We start from the raw sequence: 16,512 nt of genomic DNA, 5'->3' as shown, positions 1-16,512 counted from the left end.
GCCATGACACAGCCAACTGTTATCGACGTCGGCACCGAACTGCCGGAGCACGTGCATGGTGCTGCCGATCCCCGCTTCTCCTGCGCGGTTCACACCTTCGCCAAGTTGTTCAACGGCGATCCACGCTTCGGCGGCGGATCACTGGCTGTCTACGTCGACGGCGAGCCGGTCGTCGACATCTGGACGGGCTGGTCGGACCGCGAGGGCGAAGTCCCCTGGACCGCCGATACCGGCGCGATGGTCTTCTCGGCAAGCAAAGGCGTCGCCGCCACCGTGCTGCACCGGCTGGTCGACCGCGGGCAGTTGGCCTACGACAAGCCGGTCGCTCAGTACTGGCCGGAGTTCGGCGCCAACGGCAAATCCCAGATCACCGTCCGCGACATGTTGGGGCACAGATCCGGTCTGTCTCACCTCAAGGGCGTGAGCAAGGAACAACTGCTCGACCACCAGCTGATGGAGGAGCGCCTCGCGGCCGCGCCCGTGGACCGCCACGCCGGACGCGCCGCGTATCACGCGTTCACCTACGGCTGGTTGACCTCGGGCCTGGCCCGCGCCATCACCGGCAAGAGCATGCGCGAGCTGTTCCGTAGCGAGATCGCGCAGACCCTGGACACCGACGGTCTGCACCTGGGGCGGCCGCCCGCCGACGCACCCACCAAGGCCGCGCAGATCATGTTTCCGCAGACGACCCGCGCCAATCCCTTGTTCGACCGGCTGGCGCCATGGTTGTCGGAGCTCCCGGTGGCCGGCGGCCTGGGCGCGATCTACGTTCCGGGCATCACGTCGCTGATTCAGGGTGACACTCCCCTGCTCGACGGCGAGATCCCGTCGGTGAACGCTGTGGTCACCGCGCGCGGCCTGGCCAGGATGTACGGGGCGCTGGCCAACGACGGCCGCATCGACGAAACAGAGCTCCTGTCAACGGAATTGGCGCGCGATCTGTTGGGTAAGACCAGTTTGCGACCGGATCTGAATCTGGTGGTACCGATGTCGTTTCACCTCGGCTACCACGGTTCCCCGGTGCCCGGGCTACTGCGCGGCTATGGACACGCCGGCCTCGGCGGCACCATCGGTTGGGCCGACCCGGTCACCAAGAGTTCGTTCGCTTTCGTGCACAACCGGTTGATCACGCCGATCCTGCTGGATCAGATCCTGTTCGTACCGCTCATCCTGCCGATTCGGCGCGCCGCGGCGGCCGCGCACAACGACGGGTTCACCCCGGTTGCGCACCTGGGCGCGTCCTACACGTAGCTCACACGGCCCTCGTGGAACCGACGTAGGACAGCACCACGTCGGATTCGTCGGTGATGCGGGTCAGGGTCGAATACGAGCGGACGAATGACTGCCCGACGCATCCGTCGATCTTCATGTGGAATTCGTTGATCATGATCCACGGGTTGGCGCTTCGGAATTCTTTGCGGACGACGGGCACTACCACGACGAATCCGGGTTTGAGACCGACGCTGACCACGCCGTTGTACTGCGCGCTCACCAACGGGAGAAGTTGAAACGGCTCACCGGGGCCGAACGGTACCACCGCGCCGAGCGAAGGACCGCCACCGCCGCCGTTGGCCGTCGTGACGCCGTTGGCTGTGCTCATGTCGATTCCGCAGCCGATCTCATACCCCACTTCGAGAACGCCATGCGGAGTTTCCGGTCCGGCCAGGGATGCGACGAAGATTCCGCTGGACAGGTATTCGCGAGACGACGCCGCGGTGGTCAGCGGCGCTACCGGAACGTGTCTTTCGTCTCTGGCGCCGAGCGCCAGAATCCAACCGTCAGGGGTGGTCACTCGGGCGGGCGTGCCCGGCGGCACCGCGCCGTCGGCTGACGTCACGGCGCCAACCGGCTGCGACTCGGGATCGGCAGTCGCCAGCGGTGGCGTCGTCGACAGCGTGAGACAGGCAGCGAGAACCGCAGCACGACGAATGACCGCGGACATCGTCCCCACGGGCTACACGGTATGCACCTCGCCGGTCAACCAAACCGCCCGCCGGTTGACTCGAGCGGAGTTGTTGCGCGTTTGTAGCCGGTTTGCGACGCAGACTCGGCAAGCTCGGATCGCACGTCCGTTGGCGGGTACGCTGGACCACGGCCCATGATTCGCGCCAGAAAGCAGAGAGGGCGACTAATGAGCCTCCGAAAATTTGCTGCGGGACTCGCCGCCGGCCTGATGACAGTTGCCGCCCTGGTCGGTGGCAGCGGTGTCGCCAGTGCCGATCCAGAGGATACGACCCCACCGTTGGTCGAAGACTATTTGATCATCATCAATCCGGGCCTGACTCAAGACTTCCGTGCCACGGATACGCCCAACAACTTCGGCGTACCCGGCGCCAAGGACTGGACCGGTAGCGGAATGTTTTGCCAGAATCGCACCGTGAAGTGCCAGAAGATGGGCTTCTAGGGCCGCGTCCGGGCTATCGGTTGGCGGGCAACACTTTTCGTAGTTTCGAGAGGACATCGATTTGTCCACCTGGCTGATCACGGGCTGCTCGACGGGACTCGGCCGCGCGCTTGCCGAGGCGGTTATCGACGCCGGCCACAACACCGTCGTCACTGCCCGCGACGTAGACAGCATCACCGAGCTTGCCGACGCCACGCCCGACCGGGTATTGGCGCTGGCTTTGGACGTCACCGAACCCGAGCAGATCGCCGCGGCCCTGCAGCAGGCTGAGGAGCGCTTCGACAGCGTCGACGTGCTGGTCAACAACGCCGGCTACGGGTACCGCTCCGCGGTCGAAGAGGGCGAGGACGACGCGGTGCGCGCCCTGTTCGAAACACACTTCTTCGGCACCGTCGCCATGATCAAGGCTGTGTTGCCCGGCATGCGGGAGCGCCGCTCCGGCGCGATCGTGAACATCTCCTCGATCGGCGTGCAGTTGACGCCGGTCGGCTCGGGCTACTACTGCGCGGCCAAAGCCGCCGTCGAAGGGATGAGCGGAGCGCTGCACGCCGAGGTTGCACCACTCGGCATTTCGGTCACCGTCATCGAACCCGGCGCTTTCCGCACCGATTTCGCCGGCCGCTCGCTAATGCAGACGTCCACGGTCATCGAGGATTACGCCGACACCGCGGGACGTAGGCGCAAGGAGAACGACACCATGCACGGCGCCCAGGTCGGCGACCCGGTCAAGGCCGGCGCGGCGATCGTGGCGGCGGTCGAAGCCGACGAACCGCCGGCGTTCCTGCTGCTGGGCCAGGACGCGCTGTTCTCGTATCGCTTCATCGCCGACCGGCGCGCGAAAGAGATCTCGACGTGGGAACAAACCACCACCAGCACCGACCTCGACGCTTGACCGAACTCGTTACCGGCGTTGCCTTTTCGCGGAAAGCAGCGCGTCGACCGAGTAACGACCCGGGCCCATGAAGACCAGCAGGAAGAACCCGAAGCAGAACAGGATCGACGGGGTCCCGCCGTTGCCGCCCGGCGGGTCACCGAGCGGCCACAGCGAACGGGGTTGGTGCATCCAGAAATACGCCACCGCCATCGTGCCGGAGGCGAAGAACGCGGCGAGGCGGGTGAACAGGCCGGCGGCGACCAACAGACCCGTCACGAACTCGATCAGTCCGGCATACCACACCGGCCAGTCGCCCACATCCGTGTGATGTCCGGAAGAGACGGGCCAGCCGAACAGGATCATCGAGCCGAAGCCGGCGAACAGCAGGCCGTACACCAGCCGAAACAGGCTCAGCACTGCCGGCGAATAGCCGACCACGCGGTGAGTCAGGTTCTTCGTCATGCACCTACGGTACGAGTCCGTCGTGTAGATAGGGATTCATGCTCGCCTATCTCTTTCTGTTCGTCGCCATCTTCGCCGAGGTCGGGGCGACCAGTCTGCTCAAGAGCACCGACGGTTTCACCCGTCTGTGGCCGACCCTGGCCTGCCTGGTGGGCTACGCGATTTCGTTTGCGCTGCTGTCGCTTTCGATTTCGCGGGGTATGCAGACCGATGTCGCCTATGCGCTGTGGTCGGCGATCGGCACTGCGGCCATCGTGCTGATCGCGGTGATGTTTCTGGGTTCACCGATCTCGGTGGCGAAGGTGGCGGGCGTCGTGTTGATCGTCGCCGGTGTGATCACGCTGAACGTGTCGGGCGCTCATTGACCCGACGTGGCACCGTGCCTTCCGCAGCTGATCGGCGCATCGCCGAAACTGAACACAGGGCGGTTTTCGGGCCGATCTGCCGCCCACGAATCAGACTCGGCGACGTTGTGGGGGCTCCCGTTCCACCATAACCCGGGACCGGGGGCTTGCGACAAGGCCGGGGTGATGCCGCACAATCGCTGGCCGAGCCATCGACGAGGGGACGCGCATTGCAGGACCGGGAGACGACATACCGAGACGAACTGCGGTCGGAGCAGACCTACGTCGACAGCTTGTATGCACGGCTGGACGACGAACGTGCGCGCGCCAGGGCCAGATACAGTGCCGCGCTGGGAGCCGAGGGCGAGCCCATGGACCGTGATGTCGAGTTGCGCGCGCTGGCCAAGCGGACCAAGCGACTCGACGTCGCCGACGACGGCCTCTGTTTCGGGAGGTTGGACGACGTCTCGGGGAAGCGCTCCTACGTCGGTCGCATCGGCCTGTTCGACGAGAACGACGAATACGAACCGTTGTTGCTCGACTGGCGCGCTCCGGCGGCGCGAGCGTTCTACACCGCCACCGCGGCGAATCCGGAGGGCATGCGGCTGCGTCGTCAGTTCCGCACCCGCGGCCGCCGGGTGGTCGATTACACCGACGAGGTACTCGGCCGGCCCGGATCGCCAACAGTCGACGGTGCGCGCGGAACCTCAAGCGACGCAGCATTACTCGCGGCCATCAACGCACCGCGCGGCGCCGGGATGCGCGACATCGTGGCCACGATCCAAGCCGAGCAGGACGAGATCATCCGACTCGACCACTCCGGCGTCCTGGTCATCGAGGGTGGTCCGGGCACCGGCAAGACGGTGGTGGCACTGCACCGCGTTGCCTACCTGCTGTACACGCAGCGGGAACGGATGGAGCGTCACGGTGTGCTGGTGATCGGGCCCAGCCCGGCCTTCCTGGACCACGTCAGTCAGGTGCTGCCGTCGCTCGGCGAGTCCACGGTGGTGTTCATGACCGCCGGCGACCTGGTGCCCGGTCTGCGGGTGACCGCTGAGGACTCCCCGGACGCCGGGCGCCTGAAGGGCTCGCTACAGATCCTCGACGTGCTCGCCACCGCGATTTCCCAGCGGCAGGGTCTGCCGCAGGAACCGTTGCCGATCAAGCTGTCCGACGTCACGGTGCGCATCGACGCCGAGACGGCGCAGTGGGCCCGGGAGGAGGCGCGTGCAACCAAACTGCCGCACAACGAGGCCCGCGCGGCGTTCACCGATGTGATCACCTGGGTGTTGACCGAGCGGGCGATCGCCAAGATCGGCCGCGGCTGGTTGTCCCGGTCGGACACCGGTGCGTGGGAAGCGTTGCGGGAGGACCTGATCGAGGAACTCGCCGACAGCGCCGCGTTCGCCGCCGCGCTCGACGAGCTCTGGCCGATCCTGACACCCGAAGAACTGTTGGCGTCGTTGCTGGAATCCCCCGACATGCTGCGCGCAGCGGGTGCCGATGCGGCGTTGTTGCGTGATGTCGGCGACGCCTGGACGGTGTCGGACGTGCCGCTGCTCGACGAACTGACCGACCTGTTGGGCATCGACAAGGTGGCTGCCGAGCGCGCTCGACGGGTCGCCGAACAGGAGCAGCGCGAGGAGGCCGCGTACGCCGCCGGGGTACTCGATCTGATGGTCAGCCGCGAGGATCTGATGGACGACGAGGACCAGCTGCTGGCCCAGGACCTGCTTTACGGGGAGGATCTGGCCGAACGGTTCGTCGAACGCGACCTGCGTGAACTGGCCGAACGCGCTGCGGCGGACCGTAATTGGACCTACCGGCACGTCGTGGTCGACGAAGCCCAAGAGTTGTCCGAAATGGATTGGCGGGTGCTGATGCGACGCTGCCCGGCGCGGTCGTTCACCGTGGTCGGCGATCTGGCGCAGCGCCGCTCCGCTGCCGGCGCGACATCGTGGACACAAATGCTGGACCCTTACGTACCCGGCCGGTGGGTGTACCGGTCGCTGTCGATGAACTACCGGACTCCAGCAGAGATCATGACCGTCGCCGCCGCACTGCTCGCACAGTTCGCACCCGACATCGCGCCGCCGGAGTCGGTCCGCTCTTGCGGCATACCACCCTGGTCCAGGCAGGTCAGGGAGGACGAACTAGCTTCTGCCGTCGACGATTTCGTCCGGAGCGAGGCGGACCGCGACGGCACCAGCGTGGTGATCGGTCCGCCCGGCGTGCCGGGCGCGGTGATCCCGTCGGCGTCGAAGGGTCTGGAATTCGACGCCGTTCTCGTGGTGGACCCGCAGCGAATTCTCGCCGAGGGTCCGCGGGGGGCGGCCGAACTCTACGTCGCCCTCACCCGCGCCACTCAGCGTCTGGGGATCGTGCATCAGGACCCGTTGCCGCGGGCCCTGCGCGGGCTGGTCGCAGCAGCGGACGCGTCATAAGACGTGATGTGGCGTTCACGTTTCGGACGGCAATAACCCGCCGGTTGTGCAAACATCGCTGCCAGGCTGACTTTCTGCCCGGCGCCGGGTAGGTGGGTGCGCTGATTTTCTCGAGCGAAGGGACTCGAAATGACCGATCTCGACCGCAGACCCTCCGACGAGGTGCCCGCCGCGCGCTCAGAGTTGATCGAGTACTCGCGCACCGGTATGGGCGCGGCGGCGCTGCAGCGCGCCATCGCCGACCACCTGCGTTATTCGATCGGCCGCCCCGCCGCCGCTCTGCGGCCCGAGCACTACTACCGCGCACTCGCTTTGGCCGTACGCGACCGCATGCAGGACCGTCGGGTGGCTTCCACGCAGGTCTCGCTCGACCTCGGCCGCAAGGTCACCTGTTATCTGTCGGCGGAGTTCCTGATGGGGCCGCAACTGGGTAACAATCTGCTGAATCTGCGCATGGAGCGGGCGGCCAAGTCCGCGCTGTCGGCGATGGGCCAGAACTACGACGAGGTGCTGGCGTGCGAGGAGGAGCCCGGCCTGGGCAACGGCGGCCTGGGCCGCCTGGCCGCCTGCTACCTGGACTCGCTGGCCACCCTCGAGCGTCCGGCGATCGGCTACGGCATCCGCTACGAGTTCGGCATCTTCGACCAGGAGATCCACGACGGCTGGCAGGTGGAGCAGACCGACAACTGGCTGGACAGCGGAAACCCTTGGGAGATAGCCAAACCCGACGTCAACTACCTGGTCAAGTGGGCCGGTCACGTCGAGCACTACACCGACGACACCGGCCGCGACCACGCCCGCTGGGTGCCGGGCCTGCTGCTTAAAGGCGTCGCATACGACACGCCCATCCAGGGCTACGGCGTCAACACCTGCAACGTGCTGACCTTGTGGAGCGCGCGTGCGGTCAAGTCGTTTGCGTTGGATGCCTTCAACACCGGCGATTACTACAAGGCGGTCGAGGACGAAGTCACCTCCGAGACGGTCACCAAGGTGCTGTACCCCAACGACGAGCCGGAGGCCGGCAAACGGCTACGCCTGCTGCAGCAGCACTTCTTCGTGTCCTGCTCGCTGCAACACGTCTTGCACATCATGGACGATCTGGCCGACGTCTCCGTCCGTGAGTTACCGCAACGATTTGCCTTGCAGCTCAACGATACTCACCCGTCGATCGGCGTCGCAGAATTGATGCGGCTACTGATCGACGAGCGCCAACTGGAATGGGAGGAGGCGTGGCAGATCACCGTCGCGACCTTCGCCTACACCAACCACACCCTGTTGCCGGAGGCGCTGGAGACCTGGCCGCTGGAGATCTTCGGCCAGTCGTTGCCCCGCCACCTGGAGATCATCTACGAGATCAACCGCCGGTTCCTCGACGAGGTACGCATCAAGTTCCTCGGCGACGCGGACCGGGTGCGCAGGATGTCGATCATCGGTGAAAATCACGGCAAGCACGTCCGGATGGCCCACCTCGCCACCGTGGGCAGCCACGCCGTCAACGGCGTCGCCGCGCTGCACTCGGAACTACTGAAAGACAGTGTGCTCAAAGACTTCTACGAGATGTGGCCGGAGCGGTTCAGCAACAAGACCAACGGCGTGACACCGCGCCGCTTCCTGGCGCTGGCCAACCCCGGGCTGCGAGAACTGCTGGACCGCACCATCGGCGAGGGCTGGCTCAAGGACCTCGACCAGTTGCGCGGGTTGGAACAGTTCGCCGACAAACCCGCGTTCCGGGAACAGTGGCGGGACATCAAGCGCGCCAACAAGGCTCGTCTCGCCGCGTTCATCCGGTCAGCGACCGGCGTGGAGCTCAACCCGGAGTGGATATTCGACATCCAGGTCAAGCGCATCCACGAGTACAAGCGCCAGCATCTCAACGTCCTGCACATCATCGCGCTCTATTACCGGCTCAAGCAGAACCCTGGACTCGCGATTCCGCCGCGGGCGTTCATCTTCGGCGGCAAGGCGGCTCCGGGATACTTCCTGGCCAAACGGATCATCAAGCTGATCAACGCCGTCGCCGAGACGATCAACAACGACCCGGAGGTCAACAAGTTCCTCAAGGTGGCGTTCATCCCGAACTTCAACGTTCAGAACGCGCACTTGATCTATCCGGCCGCCAATGTGTCCGAGCAGATCTCCACGGCCGGCAAGGAGGCCTCGGGCACCGGGAACATGAAGTTCATGATCAACGGCGCCCTGACCGTCGGCACGCTCGACGGGGCCAACGTCGAGATCCGCGAGGAGGCCGGTGCGGAGAACTTCTTCCTGTTCGGTCTGACCGTGCAGGAGGTCGAGGCGCTCAAGGCCGGCGGCTACCGGCCGGCGGATTACATCGACAGCAACGAAGAACTCAGCGCGGTGCTGGATCTCATCGACAGCGGGATGTTCTCACACGGCGACCCCGAGGTGTTCCGCCCGCTGGTGGACAACCTGCGTTACCACGACTCTTTCCTGGTGTGCGCCGATTTCGCGTCGTACGTGGAGTGCCAGGAGCGTGTCAGCGCGGCCTGGCAGGACCGGGACGCGTGGACGAAGATGTCGATCCTCAATACCGCACGCAGCGGCAAGTTCTCGTCCGACCGCGCGATCGCCGAGTACTGCGACGACATCTGGAAGGTCTGGCCGCTGACGGTGAAGATCTGACGCGGCGCGCCGAAAACCGTTAGCGCAGAAGCACTTCAGCCGATCTCGTGTGTGACGAATACCGACACGTAGCCGATCGGGATGCCGGTCCGGCTGGCGATGCACCTGCGTGCCGCCAATTCCACCGCGGTGCGGTGGGCGGCGTAGGCGACCCCGCCGACCTCCGGTATCCGGATCGTCCATCCGTCTGCTTCACGGATGATCTCGATGTCGAAGCACTGACCGACCGTTACGCAATTCGTACGCGAGGCACGAACCCTGCGCACCGAATGCGGGCGCCGCAGAGTGGGCTGAAGAGGCATGGGTGTGTTCCTGAGTCGATGACGGACCGCGCGCAAGAGTAATCCGATTCGCCGGCAATACCTAATCGAACCGCCCTACCCGGTCTGCGACTCCAATTCGGCGATGCGATCGGCCAGGGCCAGGATGCGCTGGGCGTCGCGCACGTGCAGGCTCTCGATCATCCGGCCGTCGACGGTGATGACGCTCTCACCGGCGGCCTGCGCCTGCTCATAGGCCTCGACGATCTTGTGGGCGTCGGCCACTTCGGCGTCTGAGGGTCCGAAAATCTCGTTGGCGGGACCGACCTGCGACGGGTGGATCAGGGTCTTACCGTCGAATCCCAGCTCGCGGCCCTGCCGCGCCTCGGCCTTGAATCCTTCTTCGTCCTTGATGGCGTTGAACACGCCGTCCAGCACGACTTTTCCGCCGGCACGCGCGCCCAGCACGGCCATGGTCAATGCGGGCAGCACGGGGGTGCGCCCGGCCACATGCAGACCGTGCAGCTCGTTGACCAGGTCGTTGGTGCCGACCACCAGGGCAGTCAGGCGCTCGCTGGCCGAGGCGACCTCCTCCATCCGCAGAAAAGCCCGGGGGGTCTCCACCATCACCCACAGCTGCAAGGATTTCGGTGCACCCAACTCGTCCAGGCGGGCGGCCAAACCTCGGACCTGTTGGCCTGTCTCGACTTTCGGCACCAACACCCCGTCGGCGCCTGACTCGGCAACGGCGACGAAATCGTCGTCGTGCCAGTCGGTCTCGAGGCCGTTGACGCGCACCACGACTTCACGGGGCCGGTACTGCTTGGACGCCACGGCGGTGCAGACCTTGCGCCGTGAGTCGGCTTTCGCGTCGGGCCCGACGGCGTCCTCGAGGTCGAAGATCAGGACGTCGGCCGGAAGCGACTTGCCTTTCTCCAGCGCCCGGGCGTTGTTGCCGGGCAGGTAGAGGGCGGATCGGCGCGGGCGCAGCGTCGGCGCCATGAGTTCAATCGCTTTCTGTCGTCATAGCGGGGGGCATCAGTAGCGTAAGGCAAGCTGTAAGACCACATCCCGCGCGCATGAGGAGTAGGCCGATGACAGTCGTCTTCGTACATGGCAATCCCGAGACCAAGGCGATCTGGGGGCCGCTGGTCGAGGCGCTCGGGCGCGAGGACGTGGTGTTGCTCTCCCCACCGGGGTTCGGCGCACCGCTGCCGGACGATTTCCCGGCGACCTTCCTGGCCTACCGCGACTGGCTGGAAGGAGAGCTGGATCGGATCGGCGAACCGGTCGATCTCGTCGGTCACGACTGGGGCGGCGGCCATGTGCTGAATCTGGTGATGCACCGACCCGAACTGGTACGCAGCTGGGTCAGCGACATCCTCGGTGTGTTCGACGCCGACTACGTCTGGCACGACCTTGCGCAGGTGTGGCAGACACCGGAGGCCGGCGAACAACTCGTCGAGACGATGATGGCCGGAACCGTCGAGGAACGGGCCGCCCAGCTGGCCGGGCTCGGCATCACCCCAGACATCGCCACGGCGCTTGCCCAGGCACAAGGCCCGGAGATGGGTCGGGCCATTCTGTTGCTCTACCGTTCGGCCGCTCAACCGGCGGTAGCCGAGGCCGGACGTGACCTCGAGAATGCGGCAGTGCGTCCCGGACTGTCGATACTGGCGACCGAAGACACCTACGTCGGCTCCGAACAGATCCGCCGGCGCGCCGCGGACCGCGCCGGAGCCCGTACGGAAGTGCTTGCCGGACTTGGACATTGGTGGATGCTGGAGGACCCGGCCCGCGCCGCCGCCGCCCTGAGCGGGTTCTGGGAAGACCTGCGCTGAACTAGCTCGCCGACGGCGTCGACACCGCTCGCTCCGAGGTGCCGTCGCGGCCGCGTGCCGCCACGCCGTAAAGAGGTAACGGGCCGTCGGGTGCGCCGCCGTCCTCGATCGAGGTGGCCCGCGTGCGGCCGACGACTCGCCAGTGTCCGTCCGCGGCGCGCCGCGCGACCTGGTATTCGACCTCGCCGGGACTCTCCGGCGCCGACCAGGAGACCAGCACGCTCCCGTCGGTGCCGCGATGTGCACGGACATCGCGCGGCACGGGCGGGCCGTCCGGCTGGGGCGGCGCCGTTTCAGACGGCGGCGTCACCACCGGCCGTCCCGACCGATCCCGGTGCGGCACAGCAGCGTCGGAGCGAGCCTGCGCCGAGCTCCGCCCGGTGTGCAGCGCGACGACGGCGTATACCGGGATGCCCGGACCGGGCGGCGCACCGCCGTCGGTGATCGAGGTGGCGACCGTCCGCCCGACCGTGCGCCAGATGTCGCCGGGATCGAGCCGGGTGACTTTATAGGTGACGCCGGGGTCCGGCGACGGTACCCAGCTGACCGTGACGTCGCCACCGGCGCTGCGTTGCGCGGCAACGCGGGCGGGACCGCCCAACGGCAACGTGGCCATCGCCGCCAGAGCGCCCGGGTGCGCGGGGCATGCGTCGAGCGCGGCCGCCAGCTGGGCCGTGCGCGATGCCTCCGGTCCTGCGCTTGCGGCATCGACGAGCCGGTCGGCTTCGGCGACGGCGGCGCGGGCGTCGGCCAGTGCCCGCTCGGCGTCGACGGCGCCGCCGGGATCCGGCAGGTCGGCGGCGACCCGGGTCAGGTGCTCGAGGTGGTCGGCCACCTCGGCATACCTGCGCGCCTGCAGCGCCGCCGAGGCCGCCCGCCAGCGCAGACGCGCATCGGCAAGAACGGATTCGATCTCGTCGACCACCGCGGTGATAGAGGGCTGCCGCTCCGGCAACGCGTGTCGTCGGGCCTCCTCGGCCAGGGATTGAGCCTGTACCGGCCGGCCCGACCGCAGTGCTTTGCGCGCGGCACGCAAGGGTGCTGACCAGGGCGGGTCATGCTGCCGGGGGCGCGGTGCCGGCTCGTCACGCCGCGCGGCCGGTGGCGCCGTGTCGACTGGCACGCCGAACTCGGCCGCCAGCGCCGAAAGCACCCGCGAGGCCCGCCCGGCGTCCAAACCCAGGTCGACGGCCTCGGTCACCAGGTGGGCGTGGTCGTCCACGGTCAGCCGGTCCTCGACCAGGACGGCCGCGCGTACCCGGGGACGCAATTTGTCCATCGAGTCCCAAGCCACGCCATCCAGGTATGCCTCGCGCAGCGCGGGATCGGATTCCAGCAGGTCACCGATGTGCACGAGAAGCTCGTCGATGACCGTGCGCAACCGGTCGGAAGGCAGCTCGCGCGCCCGCGCCCGCCACGCGGCTGCCCGGGCGGCGAGTTCGGTGCCGTCGACATCCGGCCCGCATCCCAGCAACGCGAACAGGGTCACCGGCGGCGGGGACTCCCAGATGCGGCCCAGTTCGTCCAGCAGTGCGCGGATCTGGCGGCGCCGGTGTTCGGGAACGAGTTCGTGGGTGGGCGTCGCCGCAGTTTCGGGCGCGCCGACGACGCGGTGCCGGCGCAGACGGGCGGCGACTTCGGTTTCGGTCAGGCCCGCGTCGGAGCCCACTTTTTCCAGCTGGCTGAGCTTTTCGTGCGGTATGCCACCATGCCGGGCGACGAGCGCGGACACCGCGGCGTCGAAGAGTTCGTAGCGGGCGGCGTCCTGCCCTTCGCGCTGCTGTCGCACCCGGCCGACCAGCCCGGCCCGGGATTGCGCGTCGAGCAGTACCGCACTGTTGGCGTCGTGCGCGGCCAGCAGCGCGGCGACCAGCACCCGGTACTTGGGGTGGTCGCGCTGGCGCTGCCAGAACGCCCAGACTTCAGCCACGCGTTCGGCGACGTCGGCATTGGTCAGCTGTTCGACGCTCTCCAGCGGGAGGTCGTAGAGCTCGAAGGGGTCTGAGGCCTGCGGGCCGCCGCGCGCCTCGACCGCGGCCAGCACCCGCTTGCGGTAGGCGTTCGATTCGAATGGAGGCAGGCTTGCTGTCACTCAGATCACCGTCCGACGTCCCGCCGCCGCGAACGCTGAACCTGCTGCCGCTCCCGCTCGACCTCCGCCGCTGACATCGTCGCGCCGGTCTCCGCGGTCAACACCAGCGGCATGTCGGCTTCGACGTGGCGGGCCGTCACCTGCAGGACGCCGTCGAAGCCCATCTCGAAGGTGATGCGCACCTCGCTGCCTTCGCCGAAGCCGGGCGGGATGCCTTCGATCATGCCGCCGATCAGCACCTTCGCGTCCTCCGGCCGCGACGACGCCACCTGGCCCTGTTGCTCGACCACGACGAGGCGGATCGCGTCCTGGTCGTCACGGACCGTTCCGAAGCTGCGGTGTACGCGGATCGGCAGCGGGTCGTTGCGCAGCACCAGCCAGGTCGCCTCCAGCGACATGCTCTGGTCGCTGAGCGCCAGAACGCCGAAGCCGCGGGAAACCACGGTGTCCACCCGGATCAGCACCGCCCTGCGGACCTGCGCCAGCGGCAGGTCGTAGGCGTCGGCGACCCGCCCGCACGCGTCGTTGAGGTCACTGGGCCTGGCGTCCTCCGGCAGCGCACCCGGCGCCAACCGGCCGCGGGTGACCAGGTCGTCGGCGACCATGCGTTCCATCTCGAGTTTTTCGCCGTACAGGGCGGCGCCCCGCACCACCGACAGCTCCGGGTCGGACAGTTCCGGTCGCAGCCCGAACTCGGCGCGCAACGCCGCGGCGACGGCGGGCATCCGGGACGAGCCACCGACCAACAGGATGCGGTCGACGGCGTCGGCGCCGCGGCGCCGGGCAGCGGCCAGACAGTCGCGGGTGAGGTCCAGGGTGCGACGCAGCAGGGTCGAGGTCATGTCCTCGAGGTCTTTGCGGGTGACGTCGACGACCGCGCGGGCGCCGTCGTGGGCCACGATGACCTGGGTTGCGTCGCGGTCGGAGAGTTCTTGTTTGGCGCGCTCGGCCGCCAGCACGAGTTCCTGGCTGCCGGCGGAGTCGTCCAGCGGGTCTTCGGCGTTGGGGTTGGCGTCGCAGAACCGCCGGGACAGGTGCAGTGCGAGCCGCTCGTCCCAGTCGGCGCCGCCGAGCTGGTGGTCGCCTTCGACCGCCAGGACGGTGATCCGGCGGTCGGCGAGCTCGATGACGGTCGCGTCGAAGGTGCCCCCGCCCAGGTCGTAGACCAGCACCGTCTCCCGGGGGCCGTCCTTGGTCATGTTGGGCTGGCCGTCCAGGCGCCCGAACCCGTAGGACAGTGCCGCCGCGATGGGCTCGGACAGCACGCCGGCGACGTCGATCCCGGCGTGTGTGCCGGCGAGCACCGTTGCGCGGCGTTCCTCGTCACCGAAGTAGGCGGGCACCGTGATGACGGCTTTGCGCACGGGCTCGCCGGTGGCGTACTCGGCATCGGCGATGAGGCTGCGCAGGATCAGGGCCGAGACAGCCGGCGCGGACCACGCGTTGCCGTGCGCGACGAACCGCCAGTCGGCGTCGCCCATCCTGCGCTTGACCAACGTGCACACGCGCTCGGGGTCGAGGCGGGCCTGGCGACGGGCCCCTTCGCCGACGAGGTACTCGTCGTGGGAGGCGAACAGGACGACCGAGGGCGTGGTGAGATCACCGGTGAAACCGCTCAAGACTTCCGGCGCCCCGTCGCGGCCCGTCCGGGCGATCGCGGAGTTCGTTGTCCCGAGGTCGATCCCGTGAATCGTCACGATCGGAAGCGTAGCGAGGACGTCGTCTCAGTACTATCAATGGCCGTGGCCGAGGATGACGTGCAAGCCGCGATAGTCGAGCGCCTCGACGACCTGGGTCGCGCGGTGCGGCGGCAGTCCGCCAGCATCGACCGCGTCGCCGAGGAAACGCGCCGCCTAGCGAAGGACAGCACCGGGGCGGACGTCCCGCTGTTGGTGGAGCTGTTCGCGTTGTACTCCGATGCAACCGCGTGCGCGGCGACGTCACGTACCAATCGGGAGCGCTCGGCGTTCCACGCCATCGGGGCGGGCCTGGAGCGGCTGATCGTCGGGCGCGGCGGCGAAATCCTGATGCCTGCAGTGGGGGCGGATTTCGATCCCGCGACGATGGATGCGGTCGAGGTCCGGGCGACCGATTCGGCGTCCCAGGACCGGCTGGTCGTCGAGGTTCTCACACCGGGGCTACGGGTCACGGCCGTCGGACGCACGGTACGGCCCGCGCGGGTTGCGGTGTACCGGCAGCGGGCCTAGGTGAGGCCGTTCTGTGCACGAGGGTCCCCAAAATGCCAGAAAATCGGTGCCCGGCCGTACATTTGCGGACACTCGTGGGACCGAGACCGCGGTTCCGCGGCTTTGGGTGTGAAGCGGTGGGATCCCGCCCAGGCATCCCGCGCAAAGTCCAGGATTCACAATGAAAGTCCAGCGTTGAAGCTCAACGGTCACTTACGGCCGGGGGTCCAATCCATGCCCCACCCGTAGGTGCGGTCCAACAACGACTGGCCGCCACGGATGTAGCGGACCTCGCGGTTGACGGTGATATCGCCGTTGTTGTTGGTCAGCATCGCGATGGCGCACATCCGCGAGCCCGGGTCGTGCTCGTCGAGTCGCACCTCGATCTGCGGCCCGGCCTGCGGAAAGACCGTCACCACCGCGTTGGCGGCGGCCCAGTTCGGGGTGCCTTCGTAGATGTAGGCGAAGATGAGGATTCGGCGGATGTGGCTGGCCTGCGACAGGTCGATGAACAGGTCCTCACCGCCCTGGCTGGCGCCGGAGCGGTCGTCACCGGACAGCCAGATGATCTTCCGGCCACCCGAGAGCGGGCTCACCTCGAACTGGTTGCCGAGCGCCTGCACCACACCTTTGTCGCCGTCGACGAACTCGAACAGGCAGCCCAGGTCCAGGTCGACGTCTCCCCCGCTTGCCGCCAGGCGCTTGAAAAACCCACCGCCACTTTGCCTTTGGGTCCAGTTCAGGTTGGCCCGGATGACGCCGGACGCGCCGCCGCCCTTGCTCAACGAGACCGTCGGCGCCTGCTTGGTGAGGGTCACTTTGGACAGACTGACGCCGGGTTGACTCGGCGGTGCCTGCTGGTAGGGCGGGTGTTGCGGTGGCGGCGGCGGGGGTGGCGGGTACGACGACGGCGGCGGCGGAGGCGGCGGGTACGACGACGGCGGCGGCGGGTACGGGTTCGG

15 protein-coding genes are annotated in these 16,512 nt (G+C 67.5%); 8 read left to right on the top strand and 7 right to left on the bottom strand.

Annotated features, from left to right (window positions below):
• Nucleotides 1-3 precede the first annotated feature (3 nt).
• The gene (lipL, locus tag AC5Y47_RS20625; protein ID WP_499946112.1) at nucleotides 4-1,251 is read left to right on the top strand and encodes an esterase/beta-lactamase LipL; all 1,248 of its coding nucleotides are present in this window, start codon (nucleotides 4-6) and stop codon (nucleotides 1,249-1,251) included.
• Between the two features lies 1 nt (nucleotide 1,252).
• On the opposite strand, the gene AC5Y47_RS20620 is transcribed toward lipL, so the two are convergent.
• Nucleotides 1,253-1,942 (bottom strand): MspA family porin, encoded by a 690-nt coding sequence (locus tag AC5Y47_RS20620; protein ID WP_499946151.1) that lies wholly within the window; start codon nucleotides 1,940-1,942, stop codon nucleotides 1,253-1,255.
• A gap of 189 nt (nucleotides 1,943-2,131) precedes the next feature.
• Here AC5Y47_RS20620 and AC5Y47_RS20615 point away from each other — a divergent pair, with 189 nt between their 5' ends.
• Both AC5Y47_RS20615 and AC5Y47_RS20610 read left to right on the top strand, forming a co-directional pair.
• Nucleotides 2,132-2,404, top strand: coding sequence for a hypothetical protein (locus AC5Y47_RS20615; protein ID WP_499946111.1), 273 nt, complete (start codon nucleotides 2,132-2,134; stop codon nucleotides 2,402-2,404).
• Between the two features lie 61 nt (nucleotides 2,405-2,465).
• The gene (locus AC5Y47_RS20610; protein ID WP_499946110.1) at nucleotides 2,466-3,296 is read left to right on the top strand and encodes an oxidoreductase; all 831 of its coding nucleotides are present in this window, start codon (nucleotides 2,466-2,468) and stop codon (nucleotides 3,294-3,296) included.
• A 9-nt stretch (nucleotides 3,297-3,305) separates the two neighbouring features.
• On the opposite strand, the gene AC5Y47_RS20605 is transcribed toward AC5Y47_RS20610, so the two are convergent.
• On the bottom strand, nucleotides 3,306-3,740 hold the full coding sequence (locus AC5Y47_RS20605; RefSeq protein WP_499946109.1) for a DoxX family protein: 435 nt from the start codon (nucleotides 3,738-3,740) through the stop codon (nucleotides 3,306-3,308).
• Between the two features lie 38 nt (nucleotides 3,741-3,778).
• Between AC5Y47_RS20605 and AC5Y47_RS20600 the strand changes: the two genes are divergently transcribed.
• The 3 genes from AC5Y47_RS20600 to AC5Y47_RS20590 all read left to right on the top strand — a co-directional run bounded on the left by AC5Y47_RS20600 (nucleotide 3,779) and on the right by AC5Y47_RS20590 (nucleotide 9,171).
• Entirely contained in the window at nucleotides 3,779-4,105 is a 327-nt protein-coding gene (locus tag AC5Y47_RS20600) for a DMT family transporter (RefSeq protein ID WP_499946108.1), read from the top strand.
• A 209-nt stretch (nucleotides 4,106-4,314) separates the two neighbouring features.
• Entirely contained in the window at nucleotides 4,315-6,528 is a 2,214-nt protein-coding gene (gene helR, locus AC5Y47_RS20595; RefSeq protein WP_499946107.1) for an RNA polymerase recycling motor ATPase HelR, read from the top strand.
• A 129-nt stretch (nucleotides 6,529-6,657) separates the two neighbouring features.
• Nucleotides 6,658-9,171: a glycogen/starch/alpha-glucan phosphorylase gene (locus tag AC5Y47_RS20590; RefSeq protein ID WP_499946106.1), complete on the top strand. Its 2,514-nt coding sequence runs from the start codon at nucleotides 6,658-6,660 to the stop codon at nucleotides 9,169-9,171.
• Nucleotides 9,172-9,206: 35 nt separating this feature from the next.
• Here AC5Y47_RS20590 and AC5Y47_RS20585 read toward each other — a convergent pair whose 3' ends face one another.
• Both AC5Y47_RS20585 and AC5Y47_RS20580 read right to left on the bottom strand, forming a co-directional pair.
• Nucleotides 9,207-9,437, bottom strand: a complete 231-nt coding sequence (locus tag AC5Y47_RS20585; protein WP_499946150.1) for a long chain fatty acid-CoA synthetase Faa4p — start codon at nucleotides 9,435-9,437, stop codon at nucleotides 9,207-9,209.
• A gap of 111 nt (nucleotides 9,438-9,548) precedes the next feature.
• On the bottom strand, nucleotides 9,549-10,433 hold the full coding sequence (locus AC5Y47_RS20580; RefSeq protein WP_499946105.1) for an HpcH/HpaI aldolase/citrate lyase family protein: 885 nt from the start codon (nucleotides 10,431-10,433) through the stop codon (nucleotides 9,549-9,551).
• A 92-nt stretch (nucleotides 10,434-10,525) separates the two neighbouring features.
• Between AC5Y47_RS20580 and AC5Y47_RS20575 the strand changes: the two genes are divergently transcribed.
• On the top strand, nucleotides 10,526-11,272 hold the full coding sequence (locus AC5Y47_RS20575; protein WP_499946104.1) for an alpha/beta fold hydrolase: 747 nt from the start codon (nucleotides 10,526-10,528) through the stop codon (nucleotides 11,270-11,272).
• Between the two features lies 1 nt (nucleotide 11,273).
• On the opposite strand, the gene AC5Y47_RS20570 is transcribed toward AC5Y47_RS20575, so the two are convergent.
• Nucleotides 11,274-13,364: an Ig-like domain repeat protein gene (locus AC5Y47_RS20570; protein WP_499946103.1), complete on the bottom strand. Its 2,091-nt coding sequence runs from the start codon at nucleotides 13,362-13,364 to the stop codon at nucleotides 11,274-11,276.
• A gap of 5 nt (nucleotides 13,365-13,369) precedes the next feature.
• Nucleotides 13,370-15,061, bottom strand: coding sequence for an Hsp70 family protein (locus tag AC5Y47_RS20565; protein WP_499946102.1), 1,692 nt, complete (start codon nucleotides 15,059-15,061; stop codon nucleotides 13,370-13,372).
• A 45-nt stretch (nucleotides 15,062-15,106) separates the two neighbouring features.
• On the opposite strand from AC5Y47_RS20565, the gene grpE reads away from it, so the two are divergent.
• A complete protein-coding gene (gene grpE / locus AC5Y47_RS20560) occupies nucleotides 15,107-15,571 on the top strand; it encodes a nucleotide exchange factor GrpE (protein WP_499946101.1) in 465 nt (154 codons plus the stop codon).
• A gap of 188 nt (nucleotides 15,572-15,759) precedes the next feature.
• On the opposite strand, the gene AC5Y47_RS20555 is transcribed toward grpE, so the two are convergent.
• Nucleotides 15,760-16,512, bottom strand: a 753-nt coding sequence (locus AC5Y47_RS20555) for a TerD family protein (RefSeq protein WP_499946100.1), incomplete at its 5' end; no start/stop codon positions are given.

Source organism: Mycobacterium sp. NGS22 (assembly GCF_059813095.1).
The sequence above is the reverse complement of the archived record's forward strand: the minus strand, read 5'-3'. Positions and strand labels throughout refer to the sequence as shown.